This window comes from Phaeacidiphilus oryzae TH49, from assembly GCF_000744815.1.
Lineage (GTDB): Bacteria > Actinomycetota > Actinomycetes > Streptomycetales > Streptomycetaceae > Phaeacidiphilus > Phaeacidiphilus oryzae.
This window is the reverse complement of sequence record NZ_JQMQ01000005.1, coordinates 2,023,701-2,040,513: the sequence shown is the minus strand read 5'-3', so window position 1 is coordinate 2,040,513 and position 16,813 is coordinate 2,023,701. Positions and strand designations below refer to the sequence as shown.

Genomic DNA, 16,813 nt, shown 5'->3' with positions numbered 1-16,813 from the left:
ACGTACGAAAACCCGGGTAGGATGGATTCGGGAGGCAGGTCGGAGCGGCAACACCGGGACGCCCACCGGTAGCCTGCATCCCGGCAGTTCTGCGCGATGAGCCCATTCCGCAGGGGGGAGTCGGCGATACTGCACCAGGCCCGCCCGGGCCCGGTTCGCGCCGGCGGAGACCACTCCCCCCGCGATCCGTGTTCGCGGACCGCGTAAGCGGAAGGCTGCGTCGGAACTACCCGGACGCGGCGTCGGAACCCTGCCGGCGCGAAAACGGAATGAGCAACGGACAGAGGAGCAGCACCCGCGTGACCGCCCAGACGACCGCGACCACCGCGCCAGCCCTGCGCGCTGACGACGGCTCCAACTACACCGCGCGGCACCTGCTCGTCCTGGAGGGGCTCGAGGCGGTGCGCAAGCGCCCCGGGATGTACATCGGGTCCACGGACAGCCGCGGCCTGATGCACTGCCTCTGGGAGATCATCGACAACTCGGTGGACGAGGCCCTGGCCGGCTACGGCGACGCCATCGAGGTCGTGCTGCACGAGGACGGCTCGGTCGAGGTCATCGACAACGCCCGCGGCATCCCGGTCGACGTCGAGCCCAAGACCGGGCTCTCCGGCGTCGAGGTCGTGATGACCAAGCTGCACGCGGGCGGCAAGTTCGGCGGCGGCTCGTACGCCGCCTCCGGCGGTCTGCACGGCGTGGGCGCCTCGGTGGTGAACGCCCTCTCCTCGCGCCTGGACGTCGAGGTGGACCGGGGCGGGGCGACCCATGCGATCAGCTTCCGGCGCGGCATGCCAGGCCAGTTCGCCTCGGCCGGCCCGGACGGCAAGTTCCAGCCCGGCAACGGGCTGCGGAAGACCAAGAAGATCCCCAAGGCGCGCAGCGGCACCAGGATCCGCTACTGGGCCGACCGGCAGATCTTCCTCAAGGACGCCCGGCTCTCCCTGGAGAACCTCCACAACCGCGCCCGGCAGACCGCCTTCCTGGTCCCCGGCCTGAAGCTGACGGTCCGTGACGAGCGCCACATCGACGGCGCGGAGACCGACGAGCAGGTCTTCAAGTACGACGGCGGGATCGCCGAGTTCTGCGAGTACCTGGCGCCGGACAAGCCGGTCTGCGACGTGCTGCGGCTCTCCGGCGAGGGCACCTTCAAGGAGACCGTTCCCGTCCTCGACGAGCAGGGGCACATGACCCCGACCGAGGTGACCCGCTCGCTCGGGGTGGACGTCGCCCTGCGCTGGGGCACCGGCTACGACACCACCCTCCGCTCCTTCGTCAACATCATCGCCACCCCCAAGGGCGGCACCCACGTCTCCGGCTTCGAGCGCTCGCTCACCCGGACCCTCAACGAGGCCCTGCGCGGCGCCAAGCTGCTGCGCGTCGCCGAGGACGACGTCACCAAGGACGACGCCACCGAGGGGCTGACCGCGGTGGTCACCGTCCGGCTGGCCGAGCCGCAGTTCGAGGGCCAGACCAAGGAGGTGCTGGGCACCTCGGCGGCCAACCGGATCGTGGCCAACGTGGTCGCCAAGGAGCTGAAGGCCTTCCTCACCTCCACCAAGCGGGACGCCAAGGCGCAGGCCCGCACGGTGATGGAGAAGGTGGTGGCGGCCGCCAGGACCCGGGTCGCCGCCCGCCAGCACAAGGAGGCGCAGCGGCGGAAGACCGCCCTGGAGTCCTCCTCGCTGCCGGCCAAGCTGGCCGACTGCCGCAGCGACGACGTGGACCGCAGCGAGCTCTTCATCGTCGAGGGCGACTCGGCGCTTGGCACCGCCAAGCTGGCCCGCAACTCCGAGTTCCAGGCGCTGCTGCCGATCCGTGGCAAGATCCTCAACGTCCAGAAGGCGTCCGTGAGCGACGTCCTCAAGAACGCCGAGTGCGCGGCGATCATCCAGGTGATAGGAGCCGGCTCCGGGCGGACCTTCGACATCGACCAGGCCCGCTACGGCAAGATCGTGCTGCTCGCCGACGCCGACGTCGACGGCGCCCACATCCGGACCCTGCTGCTGACCCTCTTCCAGCGGTACATGCGGCCGATGGTCGAGGCCGGCCGGGTCTTCGCCGCGGTGCCGCCGCTGCACCGGGTCGAGCTCAGCAACCCGCGCAAGGGCCAGGAGAAGTACGTCTACACCTACTCGGACGCGGAGCTCCACTCGACGCTGCTGGACCTGCAGCGCAAGGGGCAGCGCTGGAAGGAGCCGGTGCAGCGGTACAAGGGCCTCGGCGAGATGGACGCCGACCAGCTGGCGGAGACCACCCTGGACCCGCGGCACCGCACCCTGCGGCGGATCAACCTGGGCGACCTGGAGGCCGCGGAGCGGGTCTTCGACCTGCTGATGGGCAACGACGTCGCGCCCCGCAAGGAGTTCATCGTGAACTCGGCGGCCACCCTGGACAGGTCGCGGATCGACATCTGAGGCGGGTCGCGCCGGTGCCCTCCACCCGGGGGTGGAGGGCACCGGCGGGCCGGCTCCGCCCCGGAATCCACCCGGGCGCCGAGGGCGGAACGGCGATCCGTCCGTAGTTTCGGGGGCATGGACACAAGCCTGGTCAACGTGGTCGTGGGGATCGCCGTAGCCGTTCTGATCATCGCCCGGCAGTTCTCGACCCGGAAGTACGCGGGTCCCGGGGCGAACCCGCGGAAGTTCCTCGTGCTGCCCATCGTGCTGGTGGTGCTGGCGGTCTCCGAGAAGGGCCTGGTCGACAAGGCGCACCAGGGGGCCTCGATCGCCCTGCTGGTCGCCGGAGTCGTCGTGGAGGCGGCGCTGGCCTGCGCCTGGGGGTTCACCACCAAGGTGTGGCGCGAGTCGGACGGCTCGGTCTACGGCAAGGGCACCCCGGCCGCGATCGGCGTCTGGCTGGTGATGATCGCCGCCCGGCTGGGCCTCTACGCGCTGGGCGCGGCGATGGGCGTCCACTCCGGGTCCGGCGCCTTGCTGGTCTCGGTGGCGGCGCTGCTGCTGGTGCGGAACGGCGTGGTGATGTGGCGGGCGCGCGAGCTGGAGCCGACGTACCGTGTCTCTGCTGCGGGCTGACGCCGGGTCAGCCGACCTCGGGGCCTCCGGGGCGCGGCGGACGGCGGCGCCGGCGACGGCGGGCGGGTACAGGTGGGAGCCGGTGGACGGGCAGCACGACTTCTGGTTCGGATGGCCGTCCGAGGAGTCGCTGCGCCGGGAGGGCTTCCACCCGACCCGGCGCCGGCTCGCGGTGGCCGTCCGCTGGGTGGCGCTGATCGGGGTGGTCTGGGGCGACCTGGCCTCCCGCGGGTCCCGCCCCCTCTGGCACGCGGCGCTGATCATCGTGGCGGCCGGACTGGCCTCGCTGGGGATCTGGGCCTTCATCCGGGTCTCAAGCGCGCGGCGCCTGGTGCCCTCGCTGGCGGTGCTGACCGCGCTCGGCGCGATGGGTCTGGCGCTGCCGCTGGTCAAGGGCTGGGCGCTGGGCGGGCTGCTGATCGTCCTGGTCTGCTTCGTGTCGGCGCAGCGGCTGCCGGCGATGGCCGCCCTCTCCTTCGGCTTCTGCGCCGTGGTGGCCGCGACGGTGCTGTGGAGCACCGTGTTCTGGGGCAACTTCGGCACCGCCTGCCTGGGGCTGATGGTCTTCGGCTACGTGCTGCGGCAGGACCGGGAGCAGCGGGCCGCGACCCACCGGATGCTCCGGCAGGAGCGGGAGATGCACGCCGCCGAGGCGGAGGCCGCCGCGCTGGCCGAGCGCGGGCGGATCGCCCGGGACATCCACGACGTGCTGGCACACAGCCTCTCCGCGCAGCTGGTCCACCTGGAGGCGGCCCGGTTGATGATCGACGCCGGGGCGGAGCGCGGAGACGTCCGGGAGCGGGTGGTGGCGGCCCGCAGGATGGCCCAGGAGGGCCTGGAGGAGACCCGCAGGGCGCTCTCCGCGCTGCGCGGAGAGATCGTCCCGGTGGGGGAGTACCTCGCCGAACTGGCCGCCCGGGAGGGCGCCGAGCTGACCGTGCGGGGGGTGCCGAGGCCGCTGGCGGCTGCGGTCGGCGAGGCGGTCCGGCGCACGGCGCAGGAGGGGGTCACCAATGTCCGCAAGCACGCGCCGGGGGCGGAGCTGGCGCTGACGCTGCGTTACCTGGACGACGGGGCGGTCGAGTTGGCGGTGGTGAACGGGCCGCCGCCGGGGGAGCGGCGCGGGACGCCCACCGAGGGCGCGGACGGCGGCGGGGCCGCCGGCTCGGCCGGGCCTACCGCGCCGGCCGGGCTGGCCGCCTCCGGGAGCGGCTACGGGCTGACCGGGATGCGCGAGCGGGTCAAGCTGCTCGGCGGGGAGACGACCGTCGGGCCCACGCCGGAGGGCGGTTTCGCGGTGCGGGTGCGGCTGCCCACGTGACGCCGGGGCGGTTGGGGCGGTGCTGGGGCGGTGCGGCCGCGGTGACGGGGCGGTGCGGCGGCGGAACGCGCCTTCGCTGCGGGTATCGTCGAGCGGGTGGGAGGAGACGACGTGACCCGGGTGGTCGTTGCGGACGATCAGACGGTCGTGCGCGAGGGAATCGTGATGCTGCTCGGTCTGCTGCCGGGGATCGAGGTCGTCGGCTCCGCCGCGGACGGCGAGGAGGCCGTCCGGCTGGTCGCCGAGCAGAAGCCGGACGTCGTCCTGATGGACCTGCGGATGCCGCGGCTGGACGGCGTCGCCGCGACCGCCAGGATCCGCGCCGAGCATCCGCGCACCGAGGTGGTCGTCCTCACCACCTACGCCGACGACGACTCGCTCTTCCCCGCGCTGCAGGCCGGGGCCCGGGGCTATCTCACCAAGGACGCCGGCGGGGAGGAGATCGCCCGCGCGATCGCGGACGTCCGCTCCGGCGCGGCGGGGCTCGCACCGGGCGTGCAGCGGCGTCTGCTGGAGCGGCTGACGGGGGCTCACGCCGCGGCGTGGGAGCCTTCGCAGGCTCCGGCGCCCGGGGGCGGCGCGGGCGCGGGCGTGGGCGCGGCGAGCGGGGCCGGTGGGGCCGGTGGGGCGGGTTCACCCGCCGAGCTGCCGGACGGGCTGACCGGCCGGGAGGCCGAGGTCCTGGGGCTGATCGCGGAGGGGCTCTCCAACGGGGAGATCGCCGACCGGTTGTTCGTCTCGGTCGCGACGGTGAAGACCCACATCAACAACCTCTTCGCCAAGACCGGCGTGCGGGACCGCGCGCAGGCGGTGCGCTATGCCTACGAACACGGCCTTCGACCGCGTCCTTAAGCACTTATGAAACATCGTCACCTGATGGGGTGAATGTGTGAGGATCGCCGGGCGGCCCTCCGGCCCCCCTCCGCAAGCTGGGGGCCCGGGCGCGCCGATGGTACGGACCGCGCGCCAGCATCACCGGCACGGGGAGCAGCAATGCGTCATCAGCACCACCCCGGCGCGCGTGCCCAGCAACGCGTGCCGGCCAGCGCGGGCCTGAGAGAGGGCCCACAGGACCATCCACGGGAGCACCCGCAGGAACACCCAGAGGCGCATCCAGAGGGGTATCCGCAGGAGGCGGACCCGCCGCTCGGGCGGGAGGCCGGCTTCGACTGGTGGTCACCGCCGACGCCGCGTGAGCCGACGGCGTCCCCGTCCGCCGATACCTCGTCAGACGCGTTGACCGACGCGGCGGTTCCGCCGTCTCTGGCCAAGGGCCCGGTCGGCTCACCGGCCGAGGATCCGGCCAGGTTGGCCGACGCGCAGGCCAAGGCCTCCGCCCGAGCCGCCGCCGCGCTCCGCATCGCCGCCGCCGGAGTGGCCGCGGGCCGCGCCACCACCGACCGTGCCGCCGCGGCCGCCGCGGCCGCCGCCGCGAGCAGGCTTGCCGTGGACGCCCCGGTCACGGACGACAGCGCCGCCCAGACCGACGCCGTCACCGCCGCCGTCGCGCGGGCGCTGCCGTTACAGCGCACGGCCGAGCGGGAGGACGCCGCCGTCACTGAGCGGCAGCCGACCCCCGGCCAGTGGCCGTTCGCCGCTCCAGGCGGCGGGGATGCCGGTGCCGGTGCCGATGCCGCGTGGGCGTCGGCGGCCGGTCCCGGGGCCGGCGGGCAGGTCGCGTCCGCCGGCGCTCAGCCGGTTTCCACGCCGGCGGGCGTCGCCGTCACTGGCGAGCAGCCGGCCGACGAGCTGCGGACGTCCGCTCGGCAGAGCATTGCCGGCGACGTCGCCGCCGCGCGGGCGCTGGCCGAGCAGTGGGCCTCTGGGCGGCAGCGGGCGGCCGGTGCGGCGGTGGCCGGGCGGGCGGCGGCCGACGGAGACCCGGCCGCCGCGCGGGCCCTGGCGGAGGAGTGGGCTTCCGGGTCCCGGGGCGGTTCGGTCGCCGCGCGGGCCGCGGCGGCAGCGGACGAGGCCGCCGGGCGGGGGCCGACGGGGGTGCCGCCATCCTCGCGCGGGCAGTAGCCGACCTGCCGGGAGCGGCAGCGGCGGAGACCGCCGAGGGGGAGGGCACGCCCTCCGAGCCGTCGGCGCCGTACGAGCCGTCTCAGCCGTCCGAGCCGTCCGGGCCCCCCGAGCCCTCGGCGCCGTCCGCGGGCCTCGCGGGCCGGGGCGCGGAGCCGGCGGCGGACGACCGCACCGCCGCGCGGTCGGCGGACGCGGAGCGGGCGCGGGTCTATCGCGGGGTGCAGGCCAGCGCGGAGTTCCGGGAGATCCGCGGGCGGTACCGCGGGTTCGCCTTTCCGGCCTGCGTGTTCTTCCTCCTCTGGTACCTCCTCTACGTGGTCGGCGCGGTCACTCTGCCGCAGTTGATGGCGCGGCCGCTGATCGGCTCGATCAACCTCGCCTGGCTGCTCGGCATCGCGCAGTTCGTGACCACCTTCGCGGTCGCCGCCCTCTACGCCCGGCACGCCCGGCTCAAGCGGGACCGGGCCGCCCTCGGCCTGCGCTGGGACACCCAGGACCGGCTCCGGTGACCGCAGCCTCGACGGCGGCGGACACCGGACCGATAGGCCCGATAGGCCCGATAGGACCGTCAGCACCGACAGCACCGACAGGACCGGGATCAGCCATGCACGCGAACCTCCTCGCCGCAGCCGGCGGCGGTCAGCCGCACAACGCCCACCAGGCGCTCTCCACCGCCCTGTTCAGCGCCGTGGTGCTGGTCACCCTCGGAGTCACCGTCTGGGCCGGCCGCCGGGTCCGCGCCGCGGAGGAGTACTACACCGGCGGCCGCCAGTTCACCCCCATGCAGAACGGTTTCGCCATCTCCGGCGACTACATGTCCGCCGCCTCCTTCCTCGGCGTCACCGGTCTCATCGCCCTCTACGGCTACGACGGGCTGCTCTACACCATCGGCTTCCTGGTCGGCTGGCTGGTGGTGCTGGTGCTCCTCGCCGAACTGGTCCGCAACACCGGGCGGTACACCCTGGCCGACGTCCTCTCGGTGCGGATGCGGCAGCGGCCGGTGCGGGCCGCGACCGGGGTCGCCTCGATGGTGGTGGCGCTCTTCTACCTGCTGGCGCAGATGGTCGGTGCGGGCAGCGTGGTCGCGATGCTGCTCGGGCAGAACACCGACGCCGCCCGGGCCTGGTCGATCGTCGGGGTGGGCGCGCTGATGACGGTCTACGTCGCGATCGGCGGGATGCGGGCGACCACCTGGATCCAGATCATCAAGGCGGTCCTGCTGCTCGGCGGAACGGTTCTGCTCTGCGCGCTGGTGCTGATCCGCTTCCACGGGAACGTCTCCGAGCTGCTGTCCCACGCGGCCCGCGGCTCCGGCTTCGGCGACGCGTATCTCCGCCCCGGGCTCACCTACGGGGGGAGCTGGCAGAACCGGCTGGACTTCGTCAGCCTCGGGCTCGCGCTGGTGCTCGGCACCGGCGGGCTGCCGCACATCCTGTCCCGCTTCTACACCGTGCCGACAGCGCGGGCCGCCCGGCGCTCCGCGCTGTGGGCGATCGGCCTGGTCGGCGGGTTCTATCTGATGATGATCATTCTGGGGCTGGGCGCCGCGGCGCTGGTCGGCGCGGACCGGGTGCGGGCGTCCAACGCGGCCGGCAACACCGCCGTACCGCTGCTGGCCCAGGTGCTCGGCGGAGGCGCCGGCAGCACCGGCGGCGCGGTGCTCTTCGCGGTCATCGCGGCGGTGGCCTTCGCCACCGTCCTGGCGGTGGTGGCCGGGCTGACCATGGCCTCCTCGGTGGCGTTCGCCCATGACCTGTGGGCCCGCGCGTTCCGCCGGGCGGACGAGCCGACGCCGAGCGAGGCGGACGAGGTGGCGGTGGCCCGGGGCGCGGCGGTCGGGGTCGGCGCGATCGCGATCGTGCTCAGCCTCTTCGCGCAGAAGCTGAACGTGGCCTCGCTGGTGGGGCTGGCCTTCGCGATCGCCGCCTCGGCGAATCTGCCGACGCTGCTCTTCAACCTCTTCTGGCGGCGGTTCACCACCCGCGGGGCGGTGTGGGCGACGTACGGGGGGCTGATTCCGGCGCTGCTGCTGGTGGCGTTCTCGCCGGTGGTCTCGGGGAGCCCCTCGTCGGTCTTCCCCGGAGTCGACTTCCACTGGTTCCCGCTGCAGAACCCCGGGGTCGTCTCCATTCCGTGCGGATTCCTGGCCGGCTGGCTGGGGACGGTGACCTCCCGGCGGAGCGCCGATCCGGACGCCTATGCCGAGCTCGAGGTCCGCGCACTGACCGGCGCGGGGGCGGTGTAGCCGACCCCGCGCGCCGTCCGGAACGGCGGCCGGCGCCGCTCACCTGCGGCGCCGGCCGCCGGTTTCGCGCGTTCTGCGCGTTCTGCTCGACGGGACGGGGCTGGGCAGAATGCCCGTCTGCATGGACAATCGCGAGGCAGCAGGCGCGCGGCAACGGGGCTCGCGCCCCGTGAGACTAGGTGGTGCCGACGTGCGAGGACGGGAGTTCAGACGGGAGGGCAAGCGGCGGCTCTCCACCCGGATCCTGCAGAACCAGCTGCTCATCCTGGCGCTCACCTCGGCGATCGGCTTCGTGCTGCTGGCCCTGGCCCAGCGGGCCGAGATCGACCGGCAGTACGAGCACGAGGCGCTGTCCATCGCCGAGGCCGCCGCCAGCGACCCCGCGATCCGCACGGCGATGGCCGAGGACGGTCCGGACTCGGTGATCCAGACGGCCGCCCAGCGCTACGCTGCGGCGACCTCGGCCCGCTACGTGGTCGTCATCGACCTGAACCGGGTGCGCCACTCCCACCCGAACCCGGCGCTGATCGGCAAGCGGGTCACGGAGCCGATCGCGGTCCTGGACGGGCAGCCCCACGTCGGCATCAACAACGGCTCCACCGGCCGCTCGGCCAACGGCAAGGCACCCCTCCTCGCGCCGGACGGAAACCTGGTCGGCGAGGTGTCGGTCGGCATCCTGGAGAGCAACGCGGTCGACGAGCTCTGGCGCGAGCTGCCGGTCTTCGGGCTCTTCGCGAGCATCGCCCTGGCCCTCGGCGCGATCGCCTCCGCCCTGCTCGCCCGCCGCCTCAAGCGGACCACCTTCGGGCTGGAACTGGAGGAGATCGCCGGGCTGCTCCAGGACCGCGAGGCGATGCTCCACGGCATCCGCGAGGGCGTGATCGCCTTCGACCCTCAGGAGCGGATCAGCCTGGTCAACGACGAGGCGCGGCGGCTGCTCGGGTTCGGCAGCGCGCTCGGCTGCCGGCTGGAGGACCTCCTGCCGGAGGGCAGGCTGCGCGGCGCCCTGGACGGCACCCTGACCGGCAGCGACCTGGTGGTGCTCACCGACGGCCACTGCCTGGCGGTCAACCGGATGCCGGTGGTGCTCCACGGGCGCCGGCTCGGCGCGGTGGTCACCGTACGGGACCGCACGGAGATGGTCGGGCTGCTGCGCGAGCTGGACTCGGTGCGGGGCCTGACCAACGCGCTGCGCTCCCAGCAGCACGAGTTCTCCAATCGGATGCACACCCTCTCCGGGCTGCTGGAGCTGGGCGAGTACGGGGCCGCGCAGGAGTTCGCGACGGAGTGCGCGGGCGCTGAGCCGGCCCTGACCGAGTCGGTGCGGGAGCGGATCGGCAATCCGACCATGGTCGGGCTGATCGTCGCCAAGACCACCGTCGCGGCCGAGCGCGGGGTGGAGCTGAGCCTCGACGAGGACTCCTGGCTCTCCGAGGAGCCGGCCCATCTCTCCCGGCTGTTGACCATCGTCGGCAACCTGGTGGACAACGCGGTGGACGCGGCGGCCTCCGCCCCCGGCGACGGCCACGGTGACGGTGACGCCCGCGCCCGCTCTGGCGGCGGCGCCGGCGCCGGCGGCCCGGGCGGCGGCCCGGGCGGGTGCGGCTGCGGCTGGCGGAGGACGCCGCCGGGCGGCGGGTGCTGGTGCGGGTCGAGGACAACGGTCCCGGGATACCGCTGGACCGGATGGAGCGGATCTTCCAGGACGGCTGGTCCACCAAGCCGGAGCGCGGCACCGCGCGCCGGGGACTCGGGCTGGCGCTGGTGCACCGGCTGGTGCTGCGGCACGGCGGGCGGATCGACGTCCGGTCCGGCCCGCCCGGGGCGGTCTTCACGGTGGAGCTGCCGTTGCCGCTGGGGGGCGCGGAGCCGCCGGAGAGCGCCGAGGGCGTGTTCGCCGGGACCGGCGTGGGGGTGGGGACAGGCGCGGGGATACTGAGATGAGGAGCGAGAACGTGAGACCGGAGCCGAGCCCCGCGATCGGGACGCTGGTGGTGGACGACGACTTCCGGGTGCGGGCGATCCACGCCGCCTATGTGCGGAGGGTGGAGGGCTTCAGCGTGGTCGGCGAGGCCTCCGCGGTGGAGGACGGGCTGGACGCGGTGCACACCCTCCGGCCGGAACTGCTGCTGCTGGACGTCTACCTGCCGGACGGCAGCGGGCTGGACGTGCTGCGCCGGCTCAACGCCGAGGCCGAGGCCGGCGCCGCGGCCGGGGCGGCCGCGCGGCCGGACGCGATCGTGATCACCGCCGCCCGGGACGTCGGCTCGGTGCGCACCGCGATGCAGCTGGGCGCGGTCGGCTACCTGGTCAAGCCCTTCGGATTCGCCGCGCTGGCCGAGCGGCTGACGGCCTTCCGGGAGCTGCGCCGCCGGGTCGCCGCGCTCGACCCGGCCGTGGAGCACGGCCAGGAGGAGGTGGACGCGATCTTCAACGCGGCCCGCCCCAACGTCCTGCCGCCGGTCCCGGCCAAGGGGCACTCGGCGCCGACGCTGGCCCTGGTGCGGGACGCCGTGCGGTCCGCCGGACGCGACCTCTCGGCCTACGACGTGGCCGAGCTGACCGGCGTCTCCCGCGCCACCGCCCAGCGTTACCTCTCCTACCTGGCCCGGGAGGGCGTGGTCCGCCTGGAACTCCGCTACGGCTCCACCGGCCGCCCGGAACACCGCTACCGCGCCGGGGCGTGAACGCCCGGACGCGGCAGCGGTGGTGACGGTCTATCAGCTGAGCTGGTGTCAGTAGCCGAGCTTCTTGTGGGCGGCGATCACGTACTGGTTGGTGTAGGTCTTGGACAGGTCGACGCTGCCCGAGACGTTGCCGGCCGCCTTGTCCTCGTTGAGGACGGTCTGCGGGCCGTTGGCCGGCATCATGCCGTCCGGCAGGAACTGGCCCTTGTCCTCGGTCAGCGTCTTGATGTAGTCGGCCTTGGTGGTCAGGCCGTTCTCCACATAGCTGGCGGGCAGGTGGGCGGCGATGTCCGCGGCGCTGTGGGTGGCGATGTAGTGCATCGTGGCGACCAGGGCGTCCACCACCTTCTGGGTGGCGTCCGGGTTGGCCTTCACCCAGTCCGCGCGGGTGAGGACGGCGGCCGAGGGCAGCGGCCCGCCGAGCCACTTGTTCACCCCGGCGGTGGTGGCCAGGTCGATGGTGGGCACGCCGGCGCCGGCCTTCTCGACCGCGTTCACGGTCGGCTGGGTGGTGATGGCGCAGGCCACCCGGTTCTGCTGGAGCTGGCTGAGCAGGGTGGAGCCCTCGCCGACGCCGACCCGGTGGAAGTCCTTGGTGGTCAGACCGGTCTTGGAGGCGAGGAAGCGGACCAGGTCGTCGGTGCCGGAGCCGAGGTCGGTGACGCCGATCGACTTGCCCTTGAAGTCGGCCGGGGTCTTCACCCCGGACTTCGGGTTGCACATGATGCGCTCGCCCGGGGCGCCGCTCAGCTGGGCGACGGAGACGACGTCCTTGCCCTTCTGCTGGAAGTCGATGGTGTGGATGTACCAGGCGCCGGCCATGTCGACCTGGCCGGAGGCCATCGCGTCCTCGGCGCCGACACCGCCCGCGGTCTCGGTGCTGAGCTGCATGTTGACGCCGTACTTCTTGTAGTACCCGAGGCCCTGGGCCAGCTCGTAGGGGAGATAGATCTGCTTGTCGATACCGCCGACCATCATGGTGACGGTGGGCAGGCCGTTGGCGCCCTTCTTCACGGTGGTGGCGCCACCGCAGGCGCTGACCCCGGCAGTGAGGGCGAGGGTGCCGACGACGGCGGCGGCGATGCGGACTCTGGTGCGGCTCTTGCTGGACATGGGTGTTCGTCCCTTCGGATCACGTCTTTGTGTGAACGGGCTGTGCGAACGGTGGTGGCAACGGGTGGTGCGCTCAGGGGACCGAGTGCCGGGGCGGCTTCTCGCCTACACGCCGGCGCTGGTCTCGGCCGGGGACGGCGGACGCCAGGACAGCAGGCGCCGCTCCAGCAGGCTGATCAGTCCCTCGGCGACGAGGGTGATCACGGCGATGATGGCCATCGCGCCGAAGACGCCGTCGGGGTTGAAGTGGTTCTGCGCGCTGCTGATGAGCAGGCCGAGCCCCTGCTGGGCGCCCAGCACCTCGCCGACGATCGCGCCGATGATGGAGAAGCCGAAGGCGACGTGGAGGCTGGCGGTGATCCAGGTCAGCGCGGAGGGCAGGATCACGTGCCGGGTGATCTGCCACCGGGAGGCGCCCAGCACACGGGCGTTGGAGATGAAGATGCGGTCCACCTCGCGCACGCCCTGGAAGGCGTTGAAGAACACCGCGAAGAACACCAGCACCGAGGCCAGCAGCACCTTGGACGGGGTGCCGAGGCCCAGCATGACCACGAAGATCGAGCCGAGGACGATACGCGGCACCGCGTTCACGATCTTGATGAACGGGCCCAGCACCTCGGCCAGGAAACGGAACTGACCCAGCACCACACCGAAGATGACCCCGCCGACCACACCGTAGACGAAGCCCAGCAGGGCCTCCTCCATGGTCACGCCGATCTGCGTCCAGATCGAACCGAACTCGGTGCCGTGCTGGAACCAGTCGACGACCTGGTGCACGATGCCGCTGGGCTGGCCGACGAAGAAGTCGTCGACGATTCCCCAGTCGGTGAAGAGCTGCCAGCCGCCGATGATCACCACCGCGAAGAGCAGCTGACCGCCGAGGATCCGCCAGCGGCGCATCAGATGCCTGCGCCGGGCGCGGGCGGCGACGGTCGCCTCGTCGGAGTCGATCTCCGCCTGCAGCGTCGAGCGGACCTGGTGCTCCGACAGGTTCTCTGCCACCTTGCTCACTTCCCCTCGCTTCCGCTGCCGCTTCCGCTGCCCTGGCCGGCACCGGCGCCGGCGGCCGCGCCCTGGGTCTGCGCGTAGGCCGCGTCGACCTCCTCGCGCAGGGACTCCCAGATCTGGTGGTGGAGCTCCAGGAAGCGCGGGTCGAAGCGGATCTCCTGGACGGCTCCGCGCGGGCGCGGCAGGTCGATCTCGAAGACGCCCTTGATGGTGCCGGGACGCGAGGTCATCACGACCACCTTGTCGGCCAACGCCACGGCCTCCTCCAGGTCGTGGGTGATGAACAGCACGCTGGGCTTCAACTCCTCCCAGAGGCCGAGGAGTTCGTTGGACATGATGGCCTTGGTCTGCACGTCGAGCGCGCCGAAGGGCTCGTCCATGAGGAGGATCGACGGCTCGTTGATCAGTGCCGCCGCCATGCTGGCGCGCTTGCGCATGCCGCCGGAGAGCTGGTGCGGGTGGTGGTCGGCGAAGCCGTCCAGGCCGACCCGGCGCAGCCAGTCGCGGGCGTCCGCGTGCGCCTTCTGCTTGCTGACGCCGCGGAAGGTCGGGCCCATCGCGACATTGCCGAGCACGGTCTTCCAGGGCAGCAGGGCGTCCTGCTGGAACATGAAGCTGACGCCCGGGGTGATGCCCTTGACCTCCGCGCCGCCCACCCTGACGGTGCCGCCGCTGGGGCTGTCGAGCCCGGACACCATGCCGAGGGTGGTCGACTTGCCGCAGCCGGTCGGGCCGACCACGGCGCAGAACTCGCCGGGCTCGACGGTGAAGTTCACCTCGCGGATCGCGGTGAAGAGCTCGCCCGAGGGCGAGGTGAACCGTCGGGTGACGTTGGTGAGTTCGATGCGTGCTCCGCGGCCGGCGGAGCCGGGGGAGCCGGCGGGGGTGTCCGGCGGCGGGCTCGTCGCCCGATCGGTCTGGGCGGCCATCGGGGTTCTCCTCTCGGTGGGTCGAGGGAGAACCTAGGAGCGGCCGGGCGGCAGGAACATCTTGCTCGAACAAACCGCGCAGACCGCGTTACCGCATGTTCCGCGCATTCTGCTCGGCGCTCGCGCTTGGCGCTCGCCGCTTGGCGTTCGCGCTCGGCGTTCGCGTTCGGTGCCTGCGCTCAGCCCCGCTGGTAGGTGTAGACGGAGGTCACCACCTTGCAGACGCCCGGCTGGATCATCTCCAGGCGCAGGGTCCCGGACGCCGGGTCGTAGTCCACGCCCTCGGTCTCCCCGCTGCCGGAGCAGTCGCTCTGCGTGGGCACCTGGCCGATGACGCTGACCTGGCCCGTGGTGTCGCCGCCGGTCAGCGGCCCCGGCAGGTCCACCTCCAGCAGGTCCTTGTTCGCGTCGTCCGAGGCACAGACCAGCTGCGTGGCCGAGGTGAAGTCACAGCCCTGCACGTCCGTGACCGGGGAGCTCAGCGCGATCTCGCCGGAGAGGTCCAGCGCGCCTCCGGTCTTCGGCGTCGCCGGGTTCAGCAGCGGAGTCGGGTACACCTGCAGGTGATCCATCGTCCCCCACTCGCCGGACACCATCCACTGCGAGTCCGGCGAGACGGCGTCGAAGGAGTTGTTGTACAGCTCCCCGCTCACCAGCTGGTGGACGTACTCGTAGGACTGGCCGGCGGGGGTGGTCACCCGGTACATCTTGCTGGTCGGGCTGCTCGTGCCGCTCTGGTAGGCGTCGAAGACGTACCCGCCGGCGACGTCGGGATCGCCGATGTGCGTCCAGCCCTGCGCGGCGACGGACAGCGGGATCGACGTCGTACCCCGGTAGACCACCGACGAGCCGTTGGTGGCCACGCCCTCGCCCGCGCTCAGCGTCGACTGCAGACTGCTTCCGGTCTGCGTCCAGCTCCCGGTCGCGGCCTGCGCGTTCCCCATTCCCACGAGCAACGCCAACGCCGCGCCGACACCTGCTGCGACAACCCCGCCCCGAGTCCTCATGACTCAGCAGTCTGACGCGAACACACCACCCGCACCAGGGGCCCGTCCGGAAACAACACCGAACATCGCACCCAACGGGCCCCGTCGGCGTGGAGTCAGAGGTCCGGGATGTCCTTTTTCGCCCGCAGCAGGGTGTCCCGGGTGATGACGACGATCCGCTCGTAGTCGGCGCGCGAGGCGTCGGGAGGGAGCCTCGGGTCCAGCTCTGCGGTCATCTCCGTCCCGATCACGGCGAACCGGCCGTCATCCAGCTCGAAGATGTCCGGGCAGGAATTGTTGCCCAGGCTGCCGCGCTCCCGTGGGGATGCGCCGATACGGCGGGTGATGTGCACGAGTCCGTGGTCTTCCATCGGGTAGGGACGAAAAGGTCAGCGCAATTGAGCTGACTTCCGGTTATGTGCCATTTTTTCAGGAATGCACCGGGGGGCTGCAAACCGCCAACCCTCCAACGGGTGTCTGGAGGCCGTGCCACCCCTCCAAAGGGTGGCTAGAAGGACGGACGAGTTGACGTGGCCACAGTATTCCGACCCAGGGGGCCGGTGTCTCGTTTTCGGCCATCCACCGGTTGCGCGGCTCGGGTGGGCGCCGGGAGGAATGCGGTCTACGCCGCTTGAACATCGCCTCTGTCCGGGCCGGGCATGCGTCGAAACGCCTCCTCGACCAGAGCGACGAACTGATGTTCCGCTGACCCGGGCTTCAAGACCTCTTTGCCCCGTCTGGAAGCCTGCCAGTAGGCCCGGAAGACCGAGCTTCGGCAGAGGTCCGACTGAATGTGGCCGATCATCTCCTCGTAACTGCGCAGGCCCAGCTTGAAGTGCAGGAAGAAGTGCGAGTAGACGAGGTTGGCATAGAGGAACTGGCGGCGGTGTTCGGGGGTGTCGTAGCCGGGCGATTCCCAGAACTCGGCGAGGGAGTCGTCGTGGAGCGACATCCTCAGCAGGTCCACGTGGAGGTTGCGGAGCTCTGCCTCCGCGGACATCCGCAGGTGCTTGTTCTGCTCCTCCTGGGCACGTCTCTGCAGCGCCAGCTCACCGCGCTGCTCGCGCAGTTCGCGGCGCTGCAGCAGCGTCGCCACGATGGCCAGCGTCAGGGCGAAACCCGAGAACATCGCGCCGACGGCGTCGAAGTACTGGCCGGTGGTGCCCATGGTCTCGGCTTGGGCCGGACCGCCCCACAGGGCTTCGACACCGCGGATCATCCAGCCGCTGAGGACGATGCAGAGCATGCCGACCAGGGCGAGCAGAACGCATCCGAGAACGGTCCAGCGCAGCAACGAGAAGTGGCTGCTGACGTCGGCTGTCCTGCTGTGCTCGGCGCCCGTCGCGCCCTCTTCGCTCATGGCCATTGCCGGAACCCCCGTTCTCGGCTGTGGGCCGGACGGCCGCCTGGCGGCGGGTTGGCCGAAGCCCTGGCCCGGTGACGCCGAACGTCGTCGGTCGGTCGGTC

General features: G+C 72.3%; 15 protein-coding genes and 1 pseudogene. 10 read left to right on the top strand and 6 right to left on the bottom strand.

What is annotated here, in order from left to right:
* Positions 1-299 precede the first annotated feature (299 nt).
* From BS73_RS13205 to BS73_RS13165, 10 genes and pseudogenes are all read left to right on the top strand, one after another.
* Positions 300-2,414, top strand: a complete 2,115-nt coding sequence (locus BS73_RS13205) for a DNA gyrase/topoisomerase IV subunit B (RefSeq protein ID WP_037572035.1) — start codon at positions 300-302, stop codon at positions 2,412-2,414.
* Positions 2,415-2,531: 117 nt separating this feature from the next.
* Positions 2,532-3,032, top strand: coding sequence for a hypothetical protein (locus BS73_RS13200; protein ID WP_037572033.1), 501 nt, complete (start codon positions 2,532-2,534; stop codon positions 3,030-3,032).
* Between the two features lie 82 nt (positions 3,033-3,114).
* A complete protein-coding gene (locus BS73_RS13195; RefSeq protein WP_037579404.1) occupies positions 3,115-4,353 on the top strand; it encodes a sensor histidine kinase in 1,239 nt (412 codons plus the stop codon).
* A gap of 165 nt (positions 4,354-4,518) precedes the next feature.
* Positions 4,519-5,205 (top strand): response regulator, encoded by a 687-nt coding sequence (locus BS73_RS13190; RefSeq protein ID WP_235215659.1) that lies wholly within the window; start codon positions 4,519-4,521, stop codon positions 5,203-5,205.
* A 456-nt stretch (positions 5,206-5,661) separates the two neighbouring features.
* Complete coding sequence (locus BS73_RS13185; RefSeq protein WP_037572028.1) at positions 5,662-6,375, top strand: hypothetical protein; 714 nt, start codon at positions 5,662-5,664, stop codon at positions 6,373-6,375.
* Between the two features lie 221 nt (positions 6,376-6,596).
* On the top strand, positions 6,597-6,887 hold the full coding sequence (locus BS73_RS38725) for a DUF485 domain-containing protein (RefSeq protein WP_200886691.1): 291 nt from the start codon (positions 6,597-6,599) through the stop codon (positions 6,885-6,887).
* A gap of 95 nt (positions 6,888-6,982) precedes the next feature.
* Positions 6,983-8,623 (top strand): solute symporter family protein, encoded by a 1,641-nt coding sequence (locus BS73_RS13175; protein WP_051939883.1) that lies wholly within the window; start codon positions 6,983-6,985, stop codon positions 8,621-8,623.
* 109 nt (positions 8,624-8,732) lie between these two features.
* Positions 8,733-9,521, top strand: a pseudogene (locus BS73_RS39510) (sensor histidine kinase); the annotation flags it as partial.
* A gap of 701 nt (positions 9,522-10,222) precedes the next feature.
* Positions 10,223-10,567 carry a sensor histidine kinase gene (locus BS73_RS39505; protein ID WP_322987309.1) on the top strand — a complete coding sequence of 115 codons (345 nt, stop codon included), beginning with the start codon at positions 10,223-10,225 and terminating at the stop codon, positions 10,565-10,567.
* Complete coding sequence (locus tag BS73_RS13165; protein WP_051939882.1) at positions 10,564-11,310, top strand: response regulator; 747 nt, start codon at positions 10,564-10,566, stop codon at positions 11,308-11,310. Before BS73_RS39505 ends, BS73_RS13165 begins: the two co-directional genes overlap by 4 nt.
* Positions 11,311-11,358: 48 nt before the next feature.
* Here the strand turns inward: BS73_RS13165 and BS73_RS13160 are convergent, their stop codons facing one another.
* The 6 genes from BS73_RS13160 to BS73_RS13135 form a co-directional block, all read right to left on the bottom strand.
* Positions 11,359-12,423 (bottom strand): ABC transporter substrate-binding protein, encoded by a 1,065-nt coding sequence (locus tag BS73_RS13160; protein WP_051939881.1) that lies wholly within the window; start codon positions 12,421-12,423, stop codon positions 11,359-11,361.
* A gap of 105 nt (positions 12,424-12,528) precedes the next feature.
* Positions 12,529-13,425, bottom strand: coding sequence for an ABC transporter permease (locus tag BS73_RS13155; RefSeq protein ID WP_235215397.1), 897 nt, complete (start codon positions 13,423-13,425; stop codon positions 12,529-12,531).
* Positions 13,426-13,430: 5 nt separating this feature from the next.
* Positions 13,431-14,360 (bottom strand): ABC transporter ATP-binding protein, encoded by a 930-nt coding sequence (locus BS73_RS13150; RefSeq protein WP_084704022.1) that lies wholly within the window; start codon positions 14,358-14,360, stop codon positions 13,431-13,433.
* A 179-nt stretch (positions 14,361-14,539) separates the two neighbouring features.
* A complete protein-coding gene (locus BS73_RS13145) occupies positions 14,540-15,304 on the bottom strand; it encodes a hypothetical protein (protein ID WP_322987261.1) in 765 nt (254 codons plus the stop codon).
* Positions 15,305-15,462: 158 nt separating this feature from the next.
* Complete coding sequence (locus BS73_RS13140) at positions 15,463-15,699, bottom strand: hypothetical protein (RefSeq protein WP_037572023.1); 237 nt, start codon at positions 15,697-15,699, stop codon at positions 15,463-15,465.
* A gap of 269 nt (positions 15,700-15,968) precedes the next feature.
* Entirely contained in the window at positions 15,969-16,712 is a 744-nt protein-coding gene (locus BS73_RS13135; protein WP_051939880.1) for a DUF6082 family protein, read from the bottom strand.
* Positions 16,713-16,813: the final 101 nt, after the last annotated feature.